Here is a 21,957-nt window from a genome sequence, read left to right as displayed (position 1 = left end):
CCCACGACGGGGGAGTTGAAGCAGTGGAACCGTTGCCCACGACAGCACGGACCGCGCCGTCCGCGACCACCACGGGGGTCACCTTGCGTCCAGCCGCCGGCTCCGCAGGCGCACCGGGAGGCTCCGGCTTCTGGGTGGTGGGCGCGATCCTCGTCCTGCTGATGCTCTCCTCCTCCGTCCCCTCGGCCCTCTACGTGCTCTACCAGCAGGAGTGGGGCCTGTCCTCCGGCATGATCACGGTGGTCTTCGCCCTGTACGCCGTCACCGTGCTCGCCGGACTCCTGCTGTTCGGCTCGCTGTCCGACACCCTCGGCCGGCGGCCCGTGCTCGCCGCGGGGCTGGTCCTCGCGATCGTCGCCATGGTCCTGTTCGCCGCGGCCCAGGGCCTCGGCCTGCTGCTCGCCGCCCGCGCCGTACAGGGGCTGGCGGTGGGCCTGGCCACGGGCGCCATGGGCGCCGCCCTGCTGGAACTGGCTCCGCGGTCGCGGCCCGCGCTCGGCGCCCAGGTCAACAGCGCCGGCCCGACGGTGGGCATCGGCCTCGGCGGCCTCGGGGCCGGGCTGCTGGTGCAGTACGCACCCGCGCCGACCGTCCTGACCTACGTGCTGCTCGTGGGGGCCTTCGCCGTCTGTCTGGTCGGCGTGGCCCGGATGGCGGAGAGCGCGCCGGGGCGGGCGGCGGGTGGGGCAGCCGGTGGGGCGGCCGGGGGCCGCTTCAAGCTGGCCCCCCACCGGATCCACATCCCCGCCGCCGTGCGCGGCCGCTTCGCCGTGCTGATCCTGACCATCGTGGCCGTCTGGTCGGTCGGCGGGTTCTACCTCTCGCTCGGCCCGCACCTGGCCCTGTCCCTGCTCGAGAGCGCCAACTACCTCGTCGGCGGCGCCACCGTGGCCCTCCTCGCCGGAGCCGCCACCGCCGCCCAGCTCCTGCTCGGCCGCACCGAGGCCCTGCGCACCGCCGTCCTCGGCCTGCTCGGGCTGCTGGGCGGGCTGGGCCTGGTGCTCCTCGCGCTCGGGCTCGGCTCGGCCCCCGTGTTCCTCGTGGCCACCGCCGTCCTCGGAGCCGGCTGGGGCGCCGCCTTCCTCGGCTCCTTCCGCGCCCTGAGCGCACTGGCCGAGCCGGCCCACCGGGGCGAACTGACCGCGGCCGTCTACGTGTTCGCCTACCTCGCGATGAGCGTGCCGGCGGTGCTGGCCGGACTGCTCACCAACATCCACGGACTGCACCGCACCTCGGTCGGCTTCATGGCCACCGTCGCCGCGGTGTGCGCCCTGGCCCTGCTGGCCACCCTGCGGCTGGCGGCCCGGAACAGGACGGAAGGGAGCACCGCATGACCGGTTCCCCGGGCACCGCCGCGCTGCGCACCGCCCTGCGCGGGCTGGAGATCTTCGAGGGCCTCACCGAGGAGCAGCTGGACTGGCTGGTCTCGGTCTCCGAACCGAGGGTGCTCGCCGACGGCGAGGTCCTGTTCCGGGACGGGGAGGAGGCCACGGGCTTCCACGTCCTGCTCTCCGGGGGCCTCGTGGTCACCAAGGTCGTCGACGGCCGCGAGGAGGTCCTGACCCGGCACTCCACCGAGGAGGAGAGCGCGGCCGCCGAGGACCACGACGGCAAACCCTCGGCCGCACACCGGTTCACCGGCGAGCTCCCCCTGCTGACGGACGGGGCGAACGTGGCCACGGCCGCCGCGAGCGGGCCGGCCACCACCGTGGTGGCGTACGCGAAGCCGGTCTTCTTCGAGATGCTGACCCGCTGCCACGGGGTGGCCGCCGTACTGATCCCCGTACTGGCCTGGCGCATCAAGTCCTCCGAGGTCCAGGCCCGCAAACGGGCCACCGTCGAAGCGCTGGGCACCCTGGCGGCCGGCCTCGCGCACGAGCTGAACAACCCCGCCGCCGCCGTGGCCCGGGCCGCGCAGGAACTGGCGCCCGCCCTGGACCAGCTCACCCGCACCGCCCAGGCCTGGGGCGCGGCCGCCACGACCGCCGAGCGCTCCGTGTTCGACCAGCTCGCCGACGAGCTGGACAAGGTGGCGCCGCCGGAGGTCACCGATCCGCTGGCCCAGGCGGACGCCGAGGAGGAGATCGCCGACTGGGCCGAGGAGGCGGGCGCGGAGCGGGCCGGGCTGCTGGGCTCGGGGGTCTCCGACCTCGGGCTGAAGCTGGGCGGGCTGCTGGAGCGGCTGGAGGGGGTCGGCGAGCGCGCCCTGCCGGCGGCGCTGGACCATCTGGCGGCCCTGCTGGAGATCCGCTCGCTCGCCGCCGAGCTGCGGGCGGCCGGTCCGCGGATCTCCCAACTCGTTTCGGCGACCCGGGATTACGCCAATCTCGACCGGGCCCCCGAGCAGCGCTTCGCGGTGACCGAAGGGCTGGAGAACACGCTGGTCGTGCTGCGTGCCAAGCTCGCGGGGATCGGGATCGTGCGCTCGTACGACCCCGACCTGCCCGAACTGACGGGCTATCCGAGCGAGCTGAACCAGGTGTGGACCAACCTGGTCGACAACGCCGCGGCGGCCATGGAGGGCGCCGGGACCCTCACCCTGCGGGCCCGGGTCGAAGGCGTCTGCATGGTGGTGGAGATCGCCGACACCGGCTCGGGCATCCCCGCGCAGTCCTTGCCGAGGATCTTCGAACCCTTCTACACGACCAAGGACGTGGGCAAGGGCACGGGCCTCGGCCTCCACCTCAGCTACCGCATCGTGACCCAGCGCCACCACGGTTCGATCACGGCCCGCTCGCGGCCGGGGGAGACCCGGATGACCGTGCGGCTGCCGCTGTCCGGGACCGATCCGTCCTGCGCGGTGCCGGCCGTACCCGTGGATCCCAACCCGTAGATCCCGAGCCGTGGTTCCCCACCCCCTGCCCCAACCAAAGGTTCCATCGCTCCATCCCCATCGAAGAGTTGAAAGGGAGTCGACATGCCCAAGTACGACATCTCCACGCTGCACCCGGTGTTCGTCCGGCAGATGGACGCGCTCGCCGCGCTGGACATCGAGGCGGTCATGAAGAACTACACCGACGACGCGGTGCTGTTGCGCTTCGAGGGTGTCTCCGTCGGCATCGACGCGGTGCGCGAGACCTTCACCGGCTACCTGACGGTGAAGCCCACCCTCGTGGAGCTCCAGGAGTACGTCGAGACCGACGACACGATCTTCTACCGGGCGATCATGAACCTGAATGGGGAACCGGAGCACGCGTTCGGGACGCTCGTCGTCCGGGATGGCCGGATCTGGCGGCAGACTGCCGGATTCGGCGGCTGATTGCGGAAATCTGGGTAGCGTGTGCGGGGAGGGTGGGGATGTGCACCCTCCCCGTATGTGCGACAGCCGTAGATATATGCAAGAAGCGTGAAGGGGAGGTCATGGAAACGGAAACCGGCCGGGTCGAGGCATTCAGTGATGGCGTATTCGCGGTCATCATCACGATCCTTGTCCTGGAATTGAAAGTTCCGGAAGAAACCGGCTCCGACTTCTGGCACGGAGTGCGCGAGCAGTGGCCGCACTACGCCGCCTATGTGGTGAGTTTCCTCATCATCGGCGTGATGTGGGTGAACCACCACACCATCTTCAGTCACATCAAACGCGTGGACCGTCCTTTGCTGTTCCTGAACCTCTTGGTGCTGATGGTCGTCTCGGTGGTCCCGTACACGACCAACGTGCTCGCCGAACACCTCATGGAAGAGGGGGGATCGGCCAACGCGGCCGCCGTCCTCTACAGCCTTCTCACCGTGGCCTACGCCCTGGCCTTCCTGGCCTTCTGGTGGTACGTCACCCGCGTCGGACACCTTTTCCACGACCAGGTGGACAAGGACGGCGCACGAGCCACCAGGGTCCGCTTCGGTCTGGGTGCCATCGCCTACCCGTGCACCGTCGTCCTGGCCTTCTTCTCGGCTCCGCTCACTCTCGTCGCACACTTCCTGATCGCGCTCTACTATGCGGCGAACCAGATCCCCATCCCCCTCGTGGTAGAGGAAGAGCGGCTCGAAACTGCGAGCGACCTCAGGAAGTAGCCGCCGGGACCTACGGCCGTTCTCCGCGGTCAAGTAGGGTAATGGATCTAGCTGGTCGCGGGGGAGGCCCAGATGGCTCGCGTAGTCCTGCCGGAGGAATCCACGAAGGAAATCTCCGAATTGATCGACGTTCTGATCTCGCTCTTCTTCGAGTCGTTACCCCGGCGGGACCAGCGAAACTGGGCCCGCGTATACCTGAACGGCCTGGTACAGACGAACGGCAAGAAAACAATTCGTAACATCGCCGGAACCGGGGCCAGTTCCGTCGAGCAGAGCCTTCAGCAGTTCATCAGCAAGTCCCCCTGGGACTGGACCCCGGTCCGCCGCTCCCTCGCCCAGCACCTGGAACGCACCGCGCAGCGCCCGCTGGCCTGGGTGGTGCAGCCCATGGTCATCGAGAAGGCCGGCGACCGGTCGGTGGGCGTAGGACGGCAGTTCGTCCCCCAGCTGGGCCGCACCGCCAACTGTCAGCAGGCCAGCGGGATCTGGCTCGCTTCCAGCGATGCGGGCTTCCCCGTCGAATGGACCCTCACCCTCCCCGGGCCCTGGACGGCGGAACTCCTGCGGCGCCGGCGGGCCGGCATCCCCGACACGGCCCGCTCGCTCACCCCCGCCCAGGACGCGGTACACGCGGTCCAGCGCATGGCCGCCACCTGGCAACTCCAGCGCCGCCCCGTGGTGATGGAAGTCTCCAACGCCGAACTGCCCCAGTGCATCGAATCGTTCGCGATGCAGGACATCCCCTTCGTATTCAAAGTGGACGGCACCCTGCCCGTCTCCTTCGGCGGGGCCGGCCGGCACAAACCCGGGCCGCACACCGCACCGGCCCGCGAGCTCATCGACTCCCTGCGCTCCCAGCGCCGGGTCGTCGAATGGACCCGGCACGGCCGTGCCGAGGGAGCCGTCACCCTGCTCACCTCGGCCGCCATCTTCGCCACCCCCGGTGAGGACCGCCTCGTACCGGCGCCGCCCACCCCGCTGCTGCTCGTCGGGGCCTGGACCGAGACCGCCCTGCTGCCCACGGAGTTCTGGATCACCAACATCGGGGACCGGCCGCTCGCGCAGCTGTTCCTCCTCGCCAAACTCACGGACCGGGTCGCGCTCGATTTCACCGAGGTCTGCGAGCCCGCCGGAATCCGGGACTTCGAGGGCCGCTCCTTCCGGGGCTGGCACCACCACGCCACCCTCGCCAGCGTCGCCCACGCCGCGATGCTGCTGGGCGCGCGCGGCCGGGGCCCCCACCCGTCACAGCCCGACGCGTACCCCGGCCCGGTCCGGACCGCCCCCACCCGCGCGGTCGCCGCCGTCTACGCCGCCGGACATGCCGCCGGACCTCCCGCGCTGCCGCCGAGACCGGTCATCCCCGGGCAGAGCCCGCGCCGCGAGTACATCCGCTGATGCTCGACATCGCCGAAGAGCTACGCGCGTGGTGCGCCGCCGGACGGGACTTCGCCGTGGCCACGGTGGTGGCCGTCAGCGGCAGCGCGCCGCGCGGTCCGGGCGCCTCGCTGGCCGTCGACACCGGGGGCACCGCCCTCGGCTCCCTCTCCGGGGGCTGTGTGGAATCGGCCGTGCACGAACTGTGCCTGGAGGCGATCACCTCCGGGCGCAGCAGCGTGCACCGCTTCGGATACAGCGACGACGACGCCTTCGCGGTCGGGCTGACCTGCGGGGGAGTCCTCGACGTCCTGATCACCCCGGTGCGCCGGCACGACCCCGTGCGCCCCGTCATCGGCGCCGTGCTCGACGCTGCCTGCGGCGGGGCCCGCTCCGCGCTGGGCCGGGTGGTCTGCGGGCCGCCGGAGCAGCTGGGCCGCGCCATCGCCGTGCACGCCGACGGTTCCTACGAGGGCCGGCTCGGCGGGGGCGCCGAGCTGGACCGGGCCGCCGCCGAGCGGGTCCGGGACTGGCTCGCGGCCGGCCGCACCGGCACCGCCGAGCTGGGCACGGCGGGCGGGCTCTGCGGGCAGCCCCTGACCCTCCTGGTCGAATCGGCCGCGGAGCCGCCCCGGCTGCTGGTCTACGGGGCCATCGACTTCGCCGCGGCCCTCACCCGCGTCGGCGCCTTCCTGGGCTACCGGGTCACGGTGTGCGACGCCCGGCCCGTCTTCGTCACGGCCGCCCGGTTCCCCGACGCCGACGAGGTGGTCGTGGACTGGCCGCACCGGCACCTGGCCGCGGAGTGGGAGGGCGGCCGCCTGGATTCCCGTACGACCGTGTGCGTACTGACCCACGACGCCAAGTTCGACGTCCCGCTGCTCACGCTCGCGCTCGGCCTGCCGCTCGGGTACGTCGGAGCCATGGGCTCGCGCCGCACCCACGAGGACCGGGCCCGACGGCTGCGGGCCGAGGGGGTGGCGCCGGCCGCGCTGGCCCGGCTGCGCTCGCCGATCGGGCTGGACCTCGGCGGGGGAACCCCCGAGGAGACCGCGCTCGCCATCGCCGCCGAGTTCACCGCCGTGCGGTACGGGGGAACGATTCTGCCGCTGGCCCGGATCCAGGGCCCGGTCCACGGCCCCGCCCGGGGTCCGGTCCAGGGCCCGGTCCACGGCCCCGCCCAGGACCCCGTCCTCCACGGCCCCGTCCGCGGCCGGGCCGTCCCGCCACCGCCCGTTCGGAGGGCGAAGGTCCCGTAGGAAGCGACCATCCGGCCCCACATGTCATGGACGTTTCGCCGGGGCGGTGTGAACTCCAGGTCGTGTGAGAATGAAGTACGTGCGTTCCTCGACTGCCCTGTCGGGGTCACCTCCGAACGACTGGGATGTTCAGCACGTGCGTTTTCTCAATGACCTGAAGCCGCCGTACGACCTGACGTACGACGACGTATTCATGGTGCCGAGCCGCTCCGCGGTCGGTTCCCGGCAGGGCGTCGACCTTTCCGCGCCTGACGGCACCGGCACCACCATTCCGCTGGTCGTGGCCAACATGACCGCCATCGCCGGCCGCCGGATGGCCGAGACGGTCGCCCGCCGCGGCGGCATCGTCGTCATCCCGCAGGACATCCCGATCGACGTCGTCACCGACGTGATCTCCTGGGTGAAGACCCGCCACCTCGTGCTCGACACCCCGATCACGCTGGCCCCCACCCAGACCGTCGCCGACGCGCTGTCCCTGCTGCCCAAGCGCGCGCACGGCGCCGGCGTCGTCGTCGACGCGGACGGCCGCCCGGTGGGCGTCGTCACCGACCACGACCTGACCGGCGTGGACCGCTTCACCCAGCTCTCCGAGGTCATGTCGAAGGAGCTCCTGCTCATCGACGCCGACATCGACCCCCGCGAGGCCTTCACCAAGCTCGACGCCGGCCACCGCAAGCTGGCCCCGGCCGTCGACAAGGACGGCAAGCTCGTCGGCATCCTCACCCGCAAGGCCGCGCTGCGCGCGACCCTGTACACCCCCGCCACCGACGCCAACGGCAAGCTGCGCATCGCCGCCGCCGTCGGCATCAACGGGGACTTCGTGTCGAAGGCCAAGCAGCTGCTCGACGCGGGCGTCGACACGCTCGTCATCGACACCGCGCACGGCCACCAGGAATCGATGATCAGCGCGATCAAGGCCGTCCGCGCCCTTGACCCGCAGGTCCCGATCGTGGCCGGCAACATCGTCGCCGCCGAGGGCGTCAAGGACCTGATCGACGCCGGCGCCGACATCATCAAGGTCGGTGTGGGCCCCGGCGCCATGTGCACCACCCGCATGATGACCGGTGTCGGCCGCCCGCAGTTCTCCGCGGTGCTGGAGTGCGCGGCCGAGGCGAAGAAGCACGGCAAGCACGTCTGGGCCGACGGCGGCGTCCGGCACCCGCGCGACGTGGCGATGGCGCTGGCCGCCGGTGCGTCGAACGTCATGATCGGCTCCTGGTTCGCCGGTACGTACGAGTCCCCGGGCGACCTGCAGCAGTCGGCCGACGGCCGCCTGTACAAGGAGTCCTTCGGCATGGCCTCCGCGCGCGCGGTCCAGAACCGCACCTCGGAGGAGTCCTCCTACGACCGCGCCCGCAAGGGTCTCTTCGAGGAGGGCATCTCCACCTCGCGGATGTTCCTGGACCCGGCCCGCCCGGGCGTCGAGGACCTGATCGACTCGATCATCGCGGGCGTCCGCTCCTCCTGCACCTACGCCGGTGCGGCCTCCCTCGCGGAGTTCGAGGAGAAGGCCGTCGTCGGCATCCAGTCCGCGGCGGGCTACGCCGAGGGCAAGCCGCTGCACGCCAGCTGGAGCTAGTCGCTCGACACACCACTGCGCCGGGGTCCCCACGGGGACCCCGGCGCAGTGCTGTCCGCCGCCCGAGCCGCCCGTGGACCGACGGGCGGGGGCGGGTGCCGGATGCCACGCTGGTCGTACCCGATCCGCGAAAGGCAGTCGCCATGATCACCACTGACTTCGTCCCCGGCTCCCCCTGCTGGCTGGACCTCGGCGTACCCGACGTCCCCGCGGCCGCGGCCTTCTACGGAGCGGTCCTCGGGTGGGACTACGAGTCCATGGGCGCGGGGGAGGACATGGAAGGCGGCATGTTCCAGAAGGACGGGAAGACCGTCGCCGGGCTGGGCAAGCTCACCGAGGAAGGCGCCCGCCCCGCCTGGATGATCTACTACAGCGTCCCCGACGCCGAGGCCACGACCCGCGCCGTCCGCGAGGCCGGCGGCACCGTCCGGGTAGAGCCGAGGAAGCTCGACGCGTGGGGCACGATGGCGCAGTTCAGCGATCCGCTGGGCGGCCAGTTCGCCGTCTGGCAGCCGGGCGACAACAAGGGCGTCGACCTCGTGGACCAGCCGGGATCGCTGTCCTGGACCGAGCTGTACACGAGTGACGCCGCGGCCGCCCGGACCTTCTACGGGAGCGTCTTCGGCTGGCAGTTCAGCGATATGCAGATGCCGGGCGGCGAGGGCACGTACACCCTGATCACCCCCGCCGGGCACTCCGAGGGGAGCATGCAGGGCGGGCTCATGGAACTCTCCGCGGAGGACCTCGCGGTGGCCGGCGGCCGGCCGTACTGGCACCCGGTCTTCCACGTCACCGACTGTGACGCCGCGGTCGCCGAGGTCACCGGGCGCGGGGGCAGCGTGCAGATGGGTCCCGCCGACGCCGAGGGCGTCGGCCGGCTGGCCGTCTGCCTCGACCCGTCGAACGCCGACTTCGTGGTGCTGACCCCGTCCCGGGACTGAACCCCCTCATCCTCACCGCGACACCTCACCGCGGCCCCGCCGCCGTCCGACCGGACGGTGAGCGGGGCCGTTCGCGTACCGCCCCGCCCGCCGCCGCACCCCGGGGGACGACCGTTCACCGACGGGGGACGACCGGTGGGCGCAGGGTGCGGCGGGATACGTCAGGCGGCGGATGACTCCGCGCGCGCGGTCCGGCACGCTCGGTGCATCCCCACCCGCGTGCCGGCTGTATCCCGACCCGCATCCCGACGCGCATCCCCGACCCGGAAGGGGTAGCCCATGTCGCCCATGTTCGCGACCGCCGGCATCATCACGGTCCCCCGCCGCCGCACCGACGCGTACGCCCTCGCCCGGCTGGAGCGGGAGCACGGCAAAGCCCTCCACGGATTCCTCCTCGGGCTCACGTTCGGTGACAACCACCGGGCCGAGGACCTCGTCCAGGAGACCCTCTTCCGCGCCTGGAAGAACCCGCAAGCCCTGGAGAACGGTGCCCACGCCTCCATGCGGCCCTGGCTGTACACCGTCGCCCGGCGCGTGGCCATCGACGCCCGCCGGGCCCGCCTGTCGCGCCCCGCCGAGGTCGGGCCCGACGGGCTGGAGCAGTCGCCCGCCGACGAGGACCGCACCGAGCGGTCCGTGGCCGTCCTCGACGTCCGCGACGCCCTGCGCTCACTCAGCCCCGATCACCGGGCCGTCCTCCTCCAGATCTACTTCCGCGGGGCCAGTGTCTGCGAGGCCGCCGAGGCGCTCGGAGTACCCGCCGGGACGGTCAAGTCCCGTACGTACTACGCCCTGCGGGCCCTGCGCGCCCTCCTGCCCGGCTACGATGACGGCCACCTCCGCGCGTGAGCGGACCTCCAGCTTCGCCAGGATGTGCGAGACGTGGGTCTGGACGGTCCGGCGGGACAGGAAGAGCGCCGAGGCGATCTCCGGGTTCGTCCGGCCCCGCGCGACCAGCAGCGCCACCTTCAGCTCCGCCGGAGTCAGCGCCTCCCACCCCCGCGCCGGCCGCCGTCGGGCCGCCCGGCTGCCCCGCCGCACCCCCAGGCTCCGCAGCCGCGCGTCGGCCCGCGCGATGTCCCACCGGGCGCCCAGGAGTTCGTACGAGGCCACGGCTCCGGTCAGCGCCGACCGCGCGCCCGGCAGGTCCCCGTGCCAGGCCCGGGCCACCGCCAGGTCCTCCAGCGTCTGGCCCGCCACCAGCCCGCCCCGCGCCAGCGCCGCCGTCCGCTCCAGCAGGTCCGGGTCCTGCGCGAACAGCCCGCGGGAGCGCAGCAGCGCCAGCGCCGGACCCGGCTGCTCCGGCAGCGCCGCCGCCGTGCGGGCGCAGGCGGCCAGCGCCGACCGGGCCGTACCGGTGTCCCGGTCCTCCAGCGCGAGCCGGACGGCCTCCGACAGCGCCCAGGGACGGTCGAAGGCCACCGCCTCGTCCACGCCGTCCTCCAACGCGGGCAGCAGCGCCTCCAGCGCGGCGCGCGGGTTCCCGTCGCGCTCCGCCAGCAGGGCGCGGGCCAGCAGCACGTGCGCGGTGTGCCGGCGGGCCGCGGGCGGCTCGTACGCGTCCGGGCCGAGCGCGGCCAACTCCGCTCGCGAGGCCTCCTGTTCGCCCCGGTGGCCCAGGATCAGGGCGCGCAGCCCGCGGGTCAGCACCGGGAGCCAGACGTCCGAGACGGGCATGCGCCGTGCCCGGGCGAGGCCGGCCAGTGCGGCGTCCCAGTCGCCGAGCCGGTAGCGGAGATCGGCCAGCAGGGCCTCCGTCACCACGAGCCGGCCCGTCGAACCGGTCCGGGCCGCCAACTGCCGGGCCTCGCGCAGCGCCTCCGCTGCGGCGCGCGGCTCGCCGAACCGCAGCCGGCCCTCGGCCTGGTTGGCGAGCAGCAGCAGCCGCATGTCGTTGGCGGCCGGGCTGCGGCGGGCGTGCGCGATCCCGGCCGCGACGTGACGCAGCGACTCGCGGCCCCGGTTCAGGTGGAACAGTGCGAAGGACATGGCGTGTTCGACCTCGGCCCCACACAGCGGATCACCAAGCACCCGAGCCCGGGCGACCAGCGGCCCGGCCAGCGCGTACGCCTCCTCGGGCCGACGCAGATCGGCCAACGCCAACACCCGACACGCCTCCAGCCGCAACCGCATGCTCACATCGGGGGCGGCTTGGGGCGCCTCGGCCAAGGCTTCCTCGGTGACCTCCAGGGAGCGGGCCATGTCGCCCTGGATCATCAGCGCCGACACCAGCTTGAAGGCGAGCGCGGCCCGTCGCCCGGGATCCCGCGCCCGATCCCGCAGGGTGCCGAGCAGCCCCACGGACTCGGGCCGTCGCAGTATCAGCGCGGCATCGGCGAGCCCGTCCTCCAGGGCCTCGTGGAACCGGTCCGTGTCCTGATCCCGGGGCGGCCCCGCAACCTGCGCCGGGGTTCGCCGCAGGGCCTGTTCCGTGTCCTGTTCCGGTGTGCGCCTCGGGGACCGTTCGGTGTCCTGTTCCGGTGTCCGTCCCGCGGCCTGGTCCGCGGCATGGTCTGCGGTCTGGCCCGCGGTCTGGCCGGGGTTCTGCCCCGGGCCCTGTTCCGTGCTCTGTTTCACGGCCCGGGCCAGCAGGGCCGCCGCCGCTTCGGGGGCCACCGCGATCAGCGCCTGCGCCGACTCCGCCGTCCAGCGCACCGCCCAGGGGTCCAGTTCCCCGCCGGCCAGCAGCTGTCCCGCGGTCCGGTCGGGATCGAGCCCCGCCTCGGCGAAGGCCCGCGCGGCGTCCTGGTGGAGGGCGCTGCGGGCGGCCCGAGGCAGTTCCGCGTACAGGGCGAGGCGCACGGCCGGCTGCCGGAACCGCAGGGCGTCGCCGCCGGCCGGGAGCCCGGCGGGCAGGGTGCCCGGTTCCAGGACCCCGGTCAGGAGGGGGGCCTCCAGGTCCGCGAGCAGGTCGCGGACCGGGAGGGTCCGTACGAGGGCCAGTTCGCGCGCCGTGAAGGCCGGTCCGAGCAGGGCGGCCTGGCGGAGCGTGGCCACGGCCGCCGCGGGGAGCCGGGACAGTTCCCGCGTCGCCGACTCCGGTGGTGGCGGCAAGTCCTCGACGGGGAGGGTGAGTTCCGCGCGATCGCCATGGACGTCGATGATGCCGGACCAGTGGGCGAGCAACTCCCGCAGCAGCCGGGGATTGCCGCCCGCGTGCCCGGCGGCCTCCCGCAGCCGGGGGCCGGGGGCCGCGCCCAGCAACTCGCTTACCAGCTCCGCCGATTCCGCCCCGGTCAGCGGCTCCAGCCGGAGCGTGCGCCCGCCCGGCCCGCCGCCCAGAGCGGCGCTCAGTTCCTCCACCTCGGGCCGCCGGGGCAGCCGCCGCCGGGCCGTCAGGAGCAGCAGCGGCAGCCGCTGCGCGGCCCGTGCGAGGTGGCGCCACAGCAGCAGCGAGGCCGGATCCGCCCACTGGAGGTCGTCCAGGGCCAGCAGCAGTGGCCGCCGTGCGCACCACTCCTCCACGTCGGCGGCCAGCAGGTCCACCGCCGCCAGCAGAGCCCCGCCGGGCTCGGCCGACCGGGCGGACTCCCGGAGCAGCGCCAGGGCCCGCGCCCGCCCGGGGCCGACCGGATGCAGGCAGTCCAGCGCCGCGCGCAGCGGAAGTCCCGTGCCCAGGGACTCGGCGGCCCCGTACCGGACCCGGCAGCCGAGCGCGGCCGCGTCCGCCAGCGCCTCGCGCAGGAAGGAGGTGCGCCCCGCGCCCGGCTCCCCCTCCACGAGCAGGCAGGCTCCGCCGCCCTCCGCGCCCGTCCGCACCCATGTCCGTAACGCGGTACGGCATGCGTCGCGGTGCTGTTCTCGCCCGACCCGCACGTCGGCGATCCCTCCGGTCGTTCGCGCCCCCTCCAGGATGGCAGGCCGCGGGCCGGTCAGCGCCGGGGAATTCGGCCAGATGGGGCCGAACTGTGCACCCCCGCACGGTATTTGGGAATGCGGACCGTTATCTTCATGCCCGCGCCCACGCCCGTCTCGATGACCAGCCCGTGGCCGTCCCCGTAGACCTGGCGCAGCCGCTCGTCCACATTCGGCAGCCCGATGCCGGAGGAGGCGCCCGGCTGCTCCCCGGCCAGGATCCGGCGCAGCAGGGACGGATCCATGCCGACGCCGTTGTCCTCGATGGTGATCAGCGCCTCCGCGCCCGCGTCCCGGGCCGCGATGGTGATCCGGCACTCCTCGGTGGAGTCCTCCAGCCCGTGCTTGACGGCGTTCTCCACCAGTGGCTGCAGGCACAGGAAGGGCAGCGCCACCGGCAGCACCTCGGGCGCCACCTGCAGGGTCAGCTTGAGCCGCTCCCCGAACCGGGCCCCGGCCAGCGCCAGGTACTGCTCGATGGACCGCAACTCCTCGGCCAGCGTGGTGAACTCCCCGTGCCGCCGGAAGGAGTAGCGGGTGAAGTCCGCGAACTCCAGCAGCAGGTCCCGGGCCCGCTCCGGATCGGTGCGCACGAACGAGGCGATCGCCGCCAGGGAGTTGAAGATGAAGTGCGGGGAGATCTGCGCGCGCAGCGCCTTGATCTCGGCCTCCATCAACCGGGTCCGCGAGCGGTCCAGCTCGGACAGCTCCAGCTGTACGGACACCCAGCGCGCGACCTCGGTGGCGGCCCGCACCAGCACCGCCGACTCCCGCGACCCGTAGGCCACCAGCGCGCCCAGCATCCCGTCCTCGCCGGTCAGCGGGGCGATCACGGCCCATTTGAGGGGGCAGTCGGGCCGCTCGCACTCGGTGCGCACGCTCTGGCTGCGCCCGGAGTCGAGCATCACCGCGACCCGGGCCATCGCACGGCGCTCGTGGTGATCGGCGCCCGGGCCGTCCCAGGCGAGCACGTGCGCGCGGTCGGTGAGGCACAGGGCCTCGGTGCCGAGGAGGGAGCGCAGCCGCTTGGCGGCCTTGCGGGCGGCGTCCTCGGTGAGGCCGGCGCGCAGTGGGGGAGCGGCGAGGGAGGCGGTGTGCAGGGTGTGGAAGGTGGCCCGTTCGACGGGGGTGCCGAGGTCGAGGCCGAGGGCCCGCTCACCGCGCCGGGCCTGCCGGCGGCCGCCGATCCAGCCGAGCCCGAGCAGCAGCGCCCCGCCGGCCGCGCCGAGCACCGAGAGCAGTGCTCCGGTCATGGAGCACCGCCCTTTCCGGAGGGCGCGGCGGAGCCGACCCGGCCGGCGCCCGTGGCTGTACCCGTACCCCCGGCTTCGCCGGCCGCGGGGCCCGACTCCGCCACGTCCTCCGGCAGGTGCAGCCGTGCCAGCGTCGCCGCCGTGTTCGGCGGGATCCGCCCGCGCGTACCCATCGACACCACCACCATCGTCAGGAAGCCCAGCGGGACCGACCACACCGCCGGCCATGCCAGCAGCGTGTTCGCCCACCCCGCCGGCGCCAGCCCGGCCCGCGTCGCCAGCACCGCGCTGAGCGCCGCGCCGCCCCCCGTCACCAGCCCGGCCACCGCCCCCGGCGGGGTCAGCCCGCGCCACCAGATCCCCAGCACCAGCAGCGGGCAGAACGAGGACGCCGACACCGCGAAGGCCAGCCCCACCGCGTCCGCCACCGGCACCTCCGTCACCGCCACGCTCCCGGCCAGCGGCACCAGGATCGCGACCAGCACCGCGACCCGGAAGCTCCGTACCCCGCGCGAAGGCAGCACGTCCTGATGCAGCACCCCCGCCACCGCCATCGTCAGCCCCGAAGCCGTGGACAGGAACGCCGCGAACGCGCCCCCCGCCAGCAGGGCCCCCAGCAGTTCCCCGGCGAGCCCGCCCACCACCCGGGCCGGCAGCACCAGCACCACCGCGTCCCCCTCCCCGGTCAGGGCCAGCTCCGGGGCGTAGATCCGGCCCAGCGCCCCGTACACCGGCGGCAGCAGGTAGAAGGCGCCGACCAGGCCGAGCACCACCAGCGTGGTGCGCCGCGCCGCCCGGCCGTTCGGGCTCGTGTAGAAGCGCACCGCGACGTGCGGCAGCCCCATGGTCCCGAGGAAGGTGGCCAGGATCAGCCCGTACGTCGCGTACAGCCGCAGCTCGGGCCGGTCCCCGGACAGCGGCTCCGACCAGCTCGACACCCCGGGTCCGGACTCCGCCCGGCCCTGCGGCACCGTGGAGTCCGGGGCGAACTCCAGCCGCGCGTGCGCCCGTACGGAATGCTGCCCGGCGCCGAGGGTCACGGACTGCCCCGTGTACGCCCGCCCGTCGACCTGCCCGCTCACCGTCACCGTCAGCGGCGCGTCCAGGGACAGCCGTACGTCCTCGGCCAGCGTGACGGCGGTGTGCTCGCGGAACACCGCCGGGGCGTCGAAGGAGGCGCGCGGGGCGCCGTCCCCGGCCCAGGCCGCCAGCAGGAAGAAGGCGGGCACCAGCAGGGCGGTGAACTTCAGCCAGTACTGGAAGGCCTGCACGAAGGTGATGGACCGCATCCCGCCGGCCGCCACGGCCGCCGTCACCACACAGGCGACGACCACCCCGCCCACCCAGTGCGGGGCCCCGGTCAGGATCTCCAGGGTCAGCCCCGCGCCCTGGAGCTGCGGCAGCAGGTACAGCCAGCCGACGCCGAGCACGAACAGCACCGCGATCCGGCGCACCGCCTGCGATTCGAGCCGGGCCTCGGCGAAGTCGGGCAGCGTGTACGCGCCCGAGCGGCGCAGCGGCGCCGCGACCAGCACCAGCAGCACCAGGTACCCGGCGGTGTAGCCCACCGGGTACCAGAGCATCTGCGGCCCTTGGAGCAGCACCAGCCCGGCCACGCCGAGGAAGGAGGCCGCCGAGAGGTACTCGCCCCCGATGGCCGCCGCGTTGAGGCGCGGGCCGACCGTGCGCGAAGCGACGTAGAAGTCCGAGGTGGTACGGGAGATCCGCAGGCCCAGCGCGCCGACCAGCACCGTGACCAGGACGACGACGGCGACCGCGGTCAGCGCGTACGTCTGGTTCACCGGCGGTCCTGTCGCTGGGGCGCGGGCGCGCGGCGCGGCCCGGCGGCGGTGTCGGGTCCCGGCCGTATGCCGGGGCTCCGGGAGTCTACGCACGCCCCCGGACCGGGCGACAGGTCCTTTGGCGACAGGCCCCGGCAGGTCAGGCCGGATATGGCTCAGCGGGCGGGATCGCGGTGCTCCGCGCAGTCCCGCAGGGCGATCTCCAGCTCCACGTACGATTCCTCGGCGCGCCGGAAAGCCAGCGTCAGGGCCGCCTCGGCCCGGGGCGGCAGATGTCCGTACGCGCCCTCGTGGGCCTCGTACAGGACGTCGGCCCAGCGGGCGGCCGCGCTCCGCAGCCGGGCCAGCAGCACCTCGGCCTCGGCGGGACCGGCCGGGCGGGTGCGCGGCAGTCCGGTCAGCGCGTCGAGCAGCGCCTGGATTTCGGACATCTGCCACCTCCCGGGGCCGAAGATCCACGATACCCGCGGGGATCCGCCCGGACGGGCGCAGCGGCCCGCGCTGCGGCCGACGGTCCGGGCGGATCGCCGTACGCCCCCGCCCGCACGGTGAACGGTCCGCCGCCGCGCCGGACGGTCGGCGCGACCCCGCCCCTCCCCGAAACCCGGGGTGGTTCAGCTCATCGCCTGGCGCATCAGCAGGTCCCGCAGCTCCCGTGTGTGTCTGCGGCTCACCTGGAGCTCGGCCGAACCGACGCGGACCGTGGTGGTCCCGGAGTCCAGGCGCAGTTCGTCGATGCGGGCCAGGGCGACCAGGTGGCGGCGGTGGATGCGGACGAAGCCGCGCGCCGCCCACCGCTCCTCCAGCGTGGCCAGCGGGATCCGCACCAGATGGCTGGTGCCCTCGTCGGTGTGCAGCCGGGCGTAGTCGCCCTGGGCCTCCACGTACGCGATGTCCGCGATCGCCACGAAGCGGGTGACGCCGCCCAGTTCGACGGCGATCTGATCGGGCGCGCGGTCGGGGGCCCGGTCGGGGGCGCGCTCCCCGCCGCGCGCGGCGGGGACCGCCGCCACGGGGGCGCCGGGGGACTCGGCGGCGGGCACGGCCTCGGGGGCGGCCGTCGCGGCCCGCTCCCCGGTCCGGCCGGACTGCTCCCAGGCCCGCCGCACGGCCTCGGCCAGCCGCTCCGGCCGGACCGGCTTGAGCACGTAGTCCACGGCCTTGAGGTCGAAGGCCTGTACGGCGAACCCCTCGTGCGCGGTGACGAAGACGATCAGCGGGGGCCGCGCGAACCCGGCCAGCAGCCGGGCGATGTCCAGCCCGGTCAGCCCCGCCATGTGGATGTCGAGGAAGACCACGTCGATGACGTCGGCCCCGTCGGGGCCGCTCTCCAGTGCCCGGGTGATCCGGCGCAGCGCCTCGGTGGCGTCCGAGGCGCCCTCGGCGCTGAGTACCCGGGGGTCCGAACGCAACAGGTAGAGGAGCTCTTCGAGCAGGGGCTTCTCGTCGTCGACGGCCAGTACGCGCAGCATGATGCGGAGTCTAGGTTCCGCCCGCGCGGGGCGAAACGGTGCGCGGCCCCCGCCCCGGGGGGAGGGGAGGCGGGGGCCGCGCGGTCGGGTGGCCGGATGGGCGCCGGTCGGGGGGGCTTACTGGACGGTGATGAGCTTGCCGTCGGGGGCGACCGCGTACCAGGTGCCGCCGACGCCCTGGCCGTTGGTGTCTCCGGCCTTCTTGTCACCGGTGAAGGTGTAGACCGGCCAGCAGTTCACCGTCTGCTGCTTCTTGCCGTCGGGGCGGTCGAGCACCAGGTAGTTCTTCTCGATGATCCCCTTGGTGTTCGCCCGGTCCACCGGCGGCACGACCGGCCACTTGGCCACGCAGGCACCCTCGCACTTGGAGACCATGGGCCACGCGGTGTCCGGCTTGAACCGGTAGACGGTCATGCCGTTGCCGTCGACGATGTGCTCGCCGAGCTTCGGGTCCTTGGCCACGGTCAGCGCGCCGGAGGTCTGGCCCGCGCCGCCGGGAGCGGGGGCGGTCTTCGCCGCCTTCTTGCCGTCGGGGGCCGCTGCGAACCAGGTCCCGCCGACGCCCTGCCCGTTGGTGTCGCCCGCTTTGGTGTCCTTGCCGAACCGGTACAGGGGCCAGCCCGCCACCGTCAGCTGCTTGCTGCCGTCGGTGCGGACCACCTCGCCCAGCAGCGCCGGGTCCATGCCCGCGGCGGCGGTGGCGTCGCCGGCCGCGACCACCGGCCAGGTCTTCGCGCAGTCCCCGTCGCAGGTGGACTTCGACGGCTTGGCGGTGTCCTTGTCGAAGCGGTAGAGGGTGAAGCCGGCGCTGTCGGTGAGGACGGAGCCGAGCTTCTCGTCCTGGGCGATGGCCAGTTGACCGCCCGGCTTGGCGTCCCCGACAGGTGCGGCCGCGTCGGACCCGGAGCCGTAGCCGTCGCCCGAGGAGGGGGCCTGGGAGGGAGCGGCGACCGCTCCGGCCGGCTTGGCGGTGTCGCCCGCCGAGTCGCTCCCGCCGCACGCGGTCGCGGTGAGTGCGACGACGACCGCCACGGCCGCCAGGGTGGTTCCGCGCTTGATGCCCATCTTGATCTCTCCCACGTGTGTGTCCCTGCCTGCGCCGCCGCGTCCGTCCGCCGGAGCGGAGTGGAGCGGCGGCAACTGTGTGCAGGACACGACCTGTCGGAGCCGTTCTGTTCAATTCCTCCGATGTGGGCTGTTTCACTCACCCCGCGCCGAACCCGGCCCGCTTCATGGCCGTGGCCACAGCGAGGCCGAGCGTGCGGTGTCCCGCGTCGTTGGGGTGCAGACCGTCCGCCAAATGCTCGGGGCCCAGCACCTCCCGCCCCGGCAGCAGCACCAGCCGCTCGTCCCCGGCGGCGATCCGCTCCCGGGTGGCCCGCTCCATCGCGTCGCGCAGGGCGCCCAGGGTGGCGCCCAGCTTGTTCGGCGTGCGCTCCGCGTCGGGGCGCAGCACGGGGGAGAGGAGGAGCAGCGGGGTCCGGGGGTGGCCCTGGCGGACCAGTTCGAGGAACGCGCGGGTGGTCTCGTACAGCAGGGGTGCCGAAAAGGGCACGCGGGACCAGCAGTTGGTGCCGAAGGCGAGGGTGAGGACGTCGGCGGGGAGTCCGGCGATCTGCTCGGCGCAGGCCAGTTCCCCGCGCGCGGCGCCCGCGTAGCCGAGGTTGACGGTGTCCCAGCCGAGCGCCCGCCCGGCCACCGAGGGCCAGCCGTGCGCGGGCCGGGTGGACCACCAGCCCTCGGTGATGGAGTCGCCGTGCACCACCCAGCGGGTGGCGGGCGGCGCGGGGGCGAGGGGGCCGCCCATCCCGCGCAGGCCGAGGATCAGCGGGGACTGGGTCTCGGGCGGGTGGATGGTGAACGGGCCCGAGCTGCCGGGGAGTTCGAGGCGTACCACGGCTTCCGCCGCCGGCTCGGTGTACAGCTCGCCGACCACCCCGTGCCGGTCCCACAGGGCGAACCCGTGCGCGAGGTCGCGCAGCGCGTCGGTGGGGCCGGGCACGGTCGCCCGGTAGTGGATCTCCACCGCCCGGGCGCCGGGCGCGGTGAACTCCAGGCGCACCCCGATGGGCAGGGTGGCCCGTTCGCCGGTGTCCCAGGGCAGCCGCATGGTGTCGGCCGGGTCGGCCCGCACGGGGCGGCCCCCGTCCAGCCAGGCCACACCGCGCAGGAAGGGGGCGGGGTCCAGCCAGGGTCCGGCGTCCGCATCGGCGTGCGCGGCCGAGGACACCCCCGTGCCCGCGTCCGGTCCGGCTTCCCGTGTGCTCATCGTGCGCCTCCGACCGTCGGGTAAGGGAACTTCACGCCGACGCCGCCGTCCACCACCAGCGTCTGGCCCGTCATGTACGAGGACTGCGGCGAAGCCAGGAAGTACAGCGCGGCCGCGATGTCCCGGGTCTCCGCGACCCGGCCCAGCGGAGCGTTCTCCGCGTTGAGCCGGCGTCCCTCGGAACCCAGCAGGGCGGCGACCCGCGGGGTCCACACCACCCCCGGTGCCACCGCGTTGACGCGTACCCCGCGCGGGCCCAGCTCTACCGCCGCCGAGCGCACCAAGGACATCAGGCCGGCCTTCGCGGCCCCGTACGCGGCGTGCAGCGGGGCCGCGGTGAGCCCGGAGACGGAGGCGACGAAGACCAGCGGTCCGCCGCCGGCCGCCGCGACGGCCTCGCCGCCGTACTGGACGGCCAGCCAGGCGTGCCGCAGCACCAGGTCGAAGTGCCAGTCCCAGCCCTCGTCGTCCAGCTCGGGCAGCGCGGCGTACCGGGCCATGCCGACGATGTCGACGACCCCGCCGACCGGGCGGCCGCCGAGCAGCTCCGGCGCCGCGGCGAAGAGCTCCCGCACCGCCTCGCGCCGCGTGACGTCGGCGGCGTACGGGACGCCCCCGGTCTCGGCGGCGACCGCCCTGGCCCGCTCCTCGTCCACGTCCACGCACAGCACGCGGGCCCCGCCCGCGGCCAGCGCGTGCGCGGTCTGGCGGCCGATGCCGTTGCCGGCGCCGAGCAGGACGAGGGCGCGGCCGTCGAGGCGGTGCAGGGCGGCGTAGTCGGGGACGGGGGAGGTGTCGGGGACGGAGGCGGCATCGGCGGACGACTCGGGGCCGCCGCTCACGCGGAGGCCTTCCGGGGCGTGTGGCGGGCCAGTTCCGGGATGACTTCCTTGCCCAGGATCTCCAGGGTCCGCAGGATCTCCCGGTGCTCCAGGTATCCCCACTGGACGTAGCAGATGAGCTGGTCGACGCCGAGGTCCGCGTACCGCTTGGCCTTGGCGACGATCGTCTCCGCGTCCCCGATGAGGATCATGTCCCCGTCGCTGAACTCCCTTACGGGAACGTTGCCTTCGAGGATCGGCGTGAGCAGCGGGAAGGTGCGCTCCCGCTCCTCGGGGTTCAGGTGCGGCAGCTCCCAGTCCAGGGTGAACCGCGCCAGGTTGGAGTACCACCAGGCGACCGACTCCCAGACCCGGGGGCCCGGCTCGGCGCGCGGCCCGGTCGCGTGGACCAGGGTGTAGGCGGCGACCCGGTCCGTGGTGACGTCGGTGAGGGGGCTCGGGGCGGCGGCCGCGGCCCGGTAGGCGGCCACCTGCGCGGCCATGGCCTCCAGCGGCTGCATGATCGAGAAGGAGAGCAGCCCGAGGCCGTGCGCGCCCGCGACCTCCGCGGAGCCGGGGGAGGTGGCCGCCATCCAGGCGGGCGGGTGCGGATCCTGCACGGGCTTGGGGGTGACCATGCGGCGCGGGAAGCGGAAGCGCTCCGACTCGTACGCGAAGTACTCCTCGCGCCACATTCCGGTCACGATTTCGATGGCCTCGCGCCAGTCCTCGCGGGACTTCTCCCGGTCCACCCCGAAGGCCGCCTGTTCCATGGGCGTGGACCGGCCGGTGCCCCATTCCACCCGGCCGCCGGAGAGCACGTCGACGGTGGCGACCTTCTCCGCGATGCGCTGCGGCGGGGTGAAGGCGAAGGGGGTCAGGGTCACGCCGAAGCCCAGCCGGATCTGCTCGGTCAGCCCGGCCAGGTGCCCGAGGAGAACCTCGGGGGCCGGGCAGTGCGAGCGGCCCTCGCGGAAGTGGTGTTCGACCGCCCAGACGGTACGGAAGCCCATCCGGTCGGCGAGCCGGATCTGTTCCACCGCCTCCCGGTAAGCGCGCTGCTCAGCGGCCCGCTGGCCGTGCGGGTGGGCTCCCCGCCAGGGCCGCGGCACGTCGATCTCGTAGAGCACGTCCAGGTCCATGGCGGCACGCTGCGGCAGATCTGACGAAGTGTCAAGAATGCCGGTCGAGGTCGGCCGCGCAGTGATCGATCATCCCCGCGCAACAAAGGACCATCCAGGACAGATCCGCGCAACGATCAGTCGCCTATGTGCAAGGATGGTGCATTACGGGCGGTATCACTCAGCTCGTAGGCTCACTC

The 21,957-nt window shown here is 73.7% G+C and carries 17 protein-coding genes and 1 pseudogene; 9 read left to right on the top strand and 9 right to left on the bottom strand.

Annotated features, from left to right (window positions below; translation table 11 throughout):
* The first annotated feature begins 32 nt into the window (after positions 1 to 32).
* From ACFYYB_RS23980 to ACFYYB_RS23940, 9 genes are all read left to right on the top strand, one after another.
* The gene (locus ACFYYB_RS23980; protein WP_389437325.1) at positions 33 to 1,334 is read left to right on the top strand and encodes an MFS transporter; all 1,302 of its coding nucleotides are present in this window, start codon (positions 33 to 35) and stop codon (positions 1,332 to 1,334) included.
* Positions 1,331 to 2,833, top strand: coding sequence for an ATP-binding protein (locus tag ACFYYB_RS23975; protein WP_389437324.1), 1,503 nt, complete (start codon positions 1,331 to 1,333; stop codon positions 2,831 to 2,833). The genes ACFYYB_RS23980 and ACFYYB_RS23975 overlap by 4 nt, the downstream gene beginning before the upstream one ends.
* 84 nt (positions 2,834 to 2,917) lie before the next feature.
* Entirely contained in the window at positions 2,918 to 3,259 is a 342-nt protein-coding gene (locus ACFYYB_RS23970; protein ID WP_243334431.1) for a nuclear transport factor 2 family protein, read from the top strand.
* 101 nt (positions 3,260 to 3,360) lie between these two features.
* Positions 3,361 to 4,008 carry a TMEM175 family protein gene (locus tag ACFYYB_RS23965; RefSeq protein ID WP_327307757.1) on the top strand — a complete coding sequence of 216 codons (648 nt, stop codon included), beginning with the start codon at positions 3,361 to 3,363 and terminating at the stop codon, positions 4,006 to 4,008.
* 72 nt (positions 4,009 to 4,080) lie between these two features.
* On the top strand, positions 4,081 to 5,406 hold the full coding sequence (locus ACFYYB_RS23960) for an IS701 family transposase (protein ID WP_389437323.1): 1,326 nt from the start codon (positions 4,081 to 4,083) through the stop codon (positions 5,404 to 5,406).
* A complete protein-coding gene (locus ACFYYB_RS23955) occupies positions 5,406 to 6,644 on the top strand; it encodes an XdhC family protein (protein ID WP_389437322.1) in 1,239 nt (412 codons plus the stop codon). The genes ACFYYB_RS23960 and ACFYYB_RS23955 overlap by 1 nt, the downstream gene beginning before the upstream one ends.
* A gap of 136 nt (positions 6,645 to 6,780) precedes the next feature.
* A complete protein-coding gene (locus ACFYYB_RS23950; RefSeq protein ID WP_389437321.1) occupies positions 6,781 to 8,223 on the top strand; it encodes a GuaB1 family IMP dehydrogenase-related protein in 1,443 nt (480 codons plus the stop codon).
* Between the two features lie 143 nt (positions 8,224 to 8,366).
* Complete coding sequence (locus ACFYYB_RS23945) at positions 8,367 to 9,164, top strand: VOC family protein (protein WP_389437320.1); 798 nt, start codon at positions 8,367 to 8,369, stop codon at positions 9,162 to 9,164.
* 279 nt (positions 9,165 to 9,443) lie between these two features.
* Positions 9,444 to 10,013, top strand: coding sequence for a sigma-70 family RNA polymerase sigma factor (locus ACFYYB_RS23940; protein WP_389437319.1), 570 nt, complete (start codon positions 9,444 to 9,446; stop codon positions 10,011 to 10,013).
* A 36-nt stretch (positions 10,014 to 10,049) separates the two neighbouring features.
* Here ACFYYB_RS23940 and ACFYYB_RS23935 read toward each other — a convergent pair.
* The 9 genes and pseudogenes from ACFYYB_RS23935 to ACFYYB_RS23895 all read right to left on the bottom strand — a co-directional run.
* Positions 10,050 to 12,980, bottom strand: a pseudogene (locus ACFYYB_RS23935) (AAA family ATPase); the annotation flags it as partial.
* Positions 12,981 to 13,036: 56 nt separating this feature from the next.
* Positions 13,037 to 14,272, bottom strand: coding sequence for a histidine kinase (locus ACFYYB_RS23930; protein WP_389437318.1), 1,236 nt, complete (start codon positions 14,270 to 14,272; stop codon positions 13,037 to 13,039).
* Complete coding sequence (locus ACFYYB_RS23925; protein ID WP_389437317.1) at positions 14,269 to 16,074, bottom strand: cation acetate symporter; 1,806 nt, start codon at positions 16,072 to 16,074, stop codon at positions 14,269 to 14,271. The genes ACFYYB_RS23930 and ACFYYB_RS23925 overlap by 4 nt, the downstream gene beginning before the upstream one ends.
* A 155-nt stretch (positions 16,075 to 16,229) precedes the next feature.
* Positions 16,230 to 16,505, bottom strand: coding sequence for a hypothetical protein (locus ACFYYB_RS23920; RefSeq protein WP_250741408.1), 276 nt, complete (start codon positions 16,503 to 16,505; stop codon positions 16,230 to 16,232).
* A gap of 183 nt (positions 16,506 to 16,688) precedes the next feature.
* On the bottom strand, positions 16,689 to 17,546 hold the full coding sequence (locus ACFYYB_RS23915; RefSeq protein ID WP_389437316.1) for a LytR/AlgR family response regulator transcription factor: 858 nt from the start codon (positions 17,544 to 17,546) through the stop codon (positions 16,689 to 16,691).
* A gap of 117 nt (positions 17,547 to 17,663) precedes the next feature.
* Positions 17,664 to 18,611: an SCO0930 family lipoprotein gene (locus ACFYYB_RS23910; RefSeq protein ID WP_389437881.1), complete on the bottom strand. Its 948-nt coding sequence runs from the start codon at positions 18,609 to 18,611 to the stop codon at positions 17,664 to 17,666.
* A 139-nt stretch (positions 18,612 to 18,750) separates the two neighbouring features.
* Complete coding sequence (locus ACFYYB_RS23905; RefSeq protein ID WP_389437315.1) at positions 18,751 to 19,815, bottom strand: GDSL-type esterase/lipase family protein; 1,065 nt, start codon at positions 19,813 to 19,815, stop codon at positions 18,751 to 18,753.
* Positions 19,812 to 20,657, bottom strand: a complete 846-nt coding sequence (locus tag ACFYYB_RS23900; protein ID WP_389437314.1) for an SDR family NAD(P)-dependent oxidoreductase — start codon at positions 20,655 to 20,657, stop codon at positions 19,812 to 19,814. Before ACFYYB_RS23900 ends, ACFYYB_RS23905 begins: the two co-directional genes overlap by 4 nt.
* A complete protein-coding gene (locus ACFYYB_RS23895; protein WP_389437313.1) occupies positions 20,654 to 21,778 on the bottom strand; it encodes an LLM class flavin-dependent oxidoreductase in 1,125 nt (374 codons plus the stop codon). Before ACFYYB_RS23895 ends, ACFYYB_RS23900 begins: the two co-directional genes overlap by 4 nt.
* Positions 21,779 to 21,957: the final 179 nt, after the last annotated feature.

Origin of the sequence: Streptomyces sp. NPDC002886, assembly GCF_042888445.1 — a bacterium.
Lineage (GTDB): Bacteria > Actinomycetota > Actinomycetes > Streptomycetales > Streptomycetaceae > Streptomyces.
This window is presented reverse-complemented; position numbering and strand designations above follow the sequence as displayed.

Excerpts from the sequence above, each read along its gene's own strand:
- ACFYYB_RS23975 (WP_389437324.1), top strand. The coding sequence starts at position 1,331 with ATGACCGGTTCCCCGGGCACCGCCGCGCTGCGCACCGCCCTGCGCGGG.
- ACFYYB_RS23915 (WP_389437316.1), bottom strand. The coding sequence starts at position 17,546 with ATGCTGCGCGTACTGGCCGTCGACGACGAGAAGCCCCTGCTCGAAGAG.
- ACFYYB_RS23920 (WP_250741408.1), bottom strand. The coding sequence starts at position 16,505 with ATGTCCGAAATCCAGGCGCTGCTCGACGCGCTGACCGGACTGCCGCGC.
- ACFYYB_RS23940 (WP_389437319.1), top strand. The coding sequence starts at position 9,444 with ATGTCGCCCATGTTCGCGACCGCCGGCATCATCACGGTCCCCCGCCGC.
- ACFYYB_RS23970 (WP_243334431.1), top strand. The coding sequence starts at position 2,918 with ATGCCCAAGTACGACATCTCCACGCTGCACCCGGTGTTCGTCCGGCAG.
- ACFYYB_RS23910 (WP_389437881.1), bottom strand. The coding sequence starts at position 18,611 with ATGGGCATCAAGCGCGGAACCACCCTGGCGGCCGTGGCGGTCGTCGTC.
- ACFYYB_RS23965 (WP_327307757.1), top strand. The coding sequence starts at position 3,361 with ATGGAAACGGAAACCGGCCGGGTCGAGGCATTCAGTGATGGCGTATTC.
- ACFYYB_RS23955 (WP_389437322.1), top strand. The coding sequence starts at position 5,406 with ATGCTCGACATCGCCGAAGAGCTACGCGCGTGGTGCGCCGCCGGACGG.
- ACFYYB_RS23895 (WP_389437313.1), bottom strand. The coding sequence starts at position 21,778 with ATGGACCTGGACGTGCTCTACGAGATCGACGTGCCGCGGCCCTGGCGG.
- ACFYYB_RS23930 (WP_389437318.1), bottom strand. The coding sequence starts at position 14,272 with ATGACCGGAGCACTGCTCTCGGTGCTCGGCGCGGCCGGCGGGGCGCTG.
- ACFYYB_RS23945 (WP_389437320.1), top strand. The coding sequence starts at position 8,367 with ATGATCACCACTGACTTCGTCCCCGGCTCCCCCTGCTGGCTGGACCTC.
- ACFYYB_RS23905 (WP_389437315.1), bottom strand. The coding sequence starts at position 19,815 with ATGAGCACACGGGAAGCCGGACCGGACGCGGGCACGGGGGTGTCCTCG.
- ACFYYB_RS23960 (WP_389437323.1), top strand. The coding sequence starts at position 4,081 with ATGGCTCGCGTAGTCCTGCCGGAGGAATCCACGAAGGAAATCTCCGAA.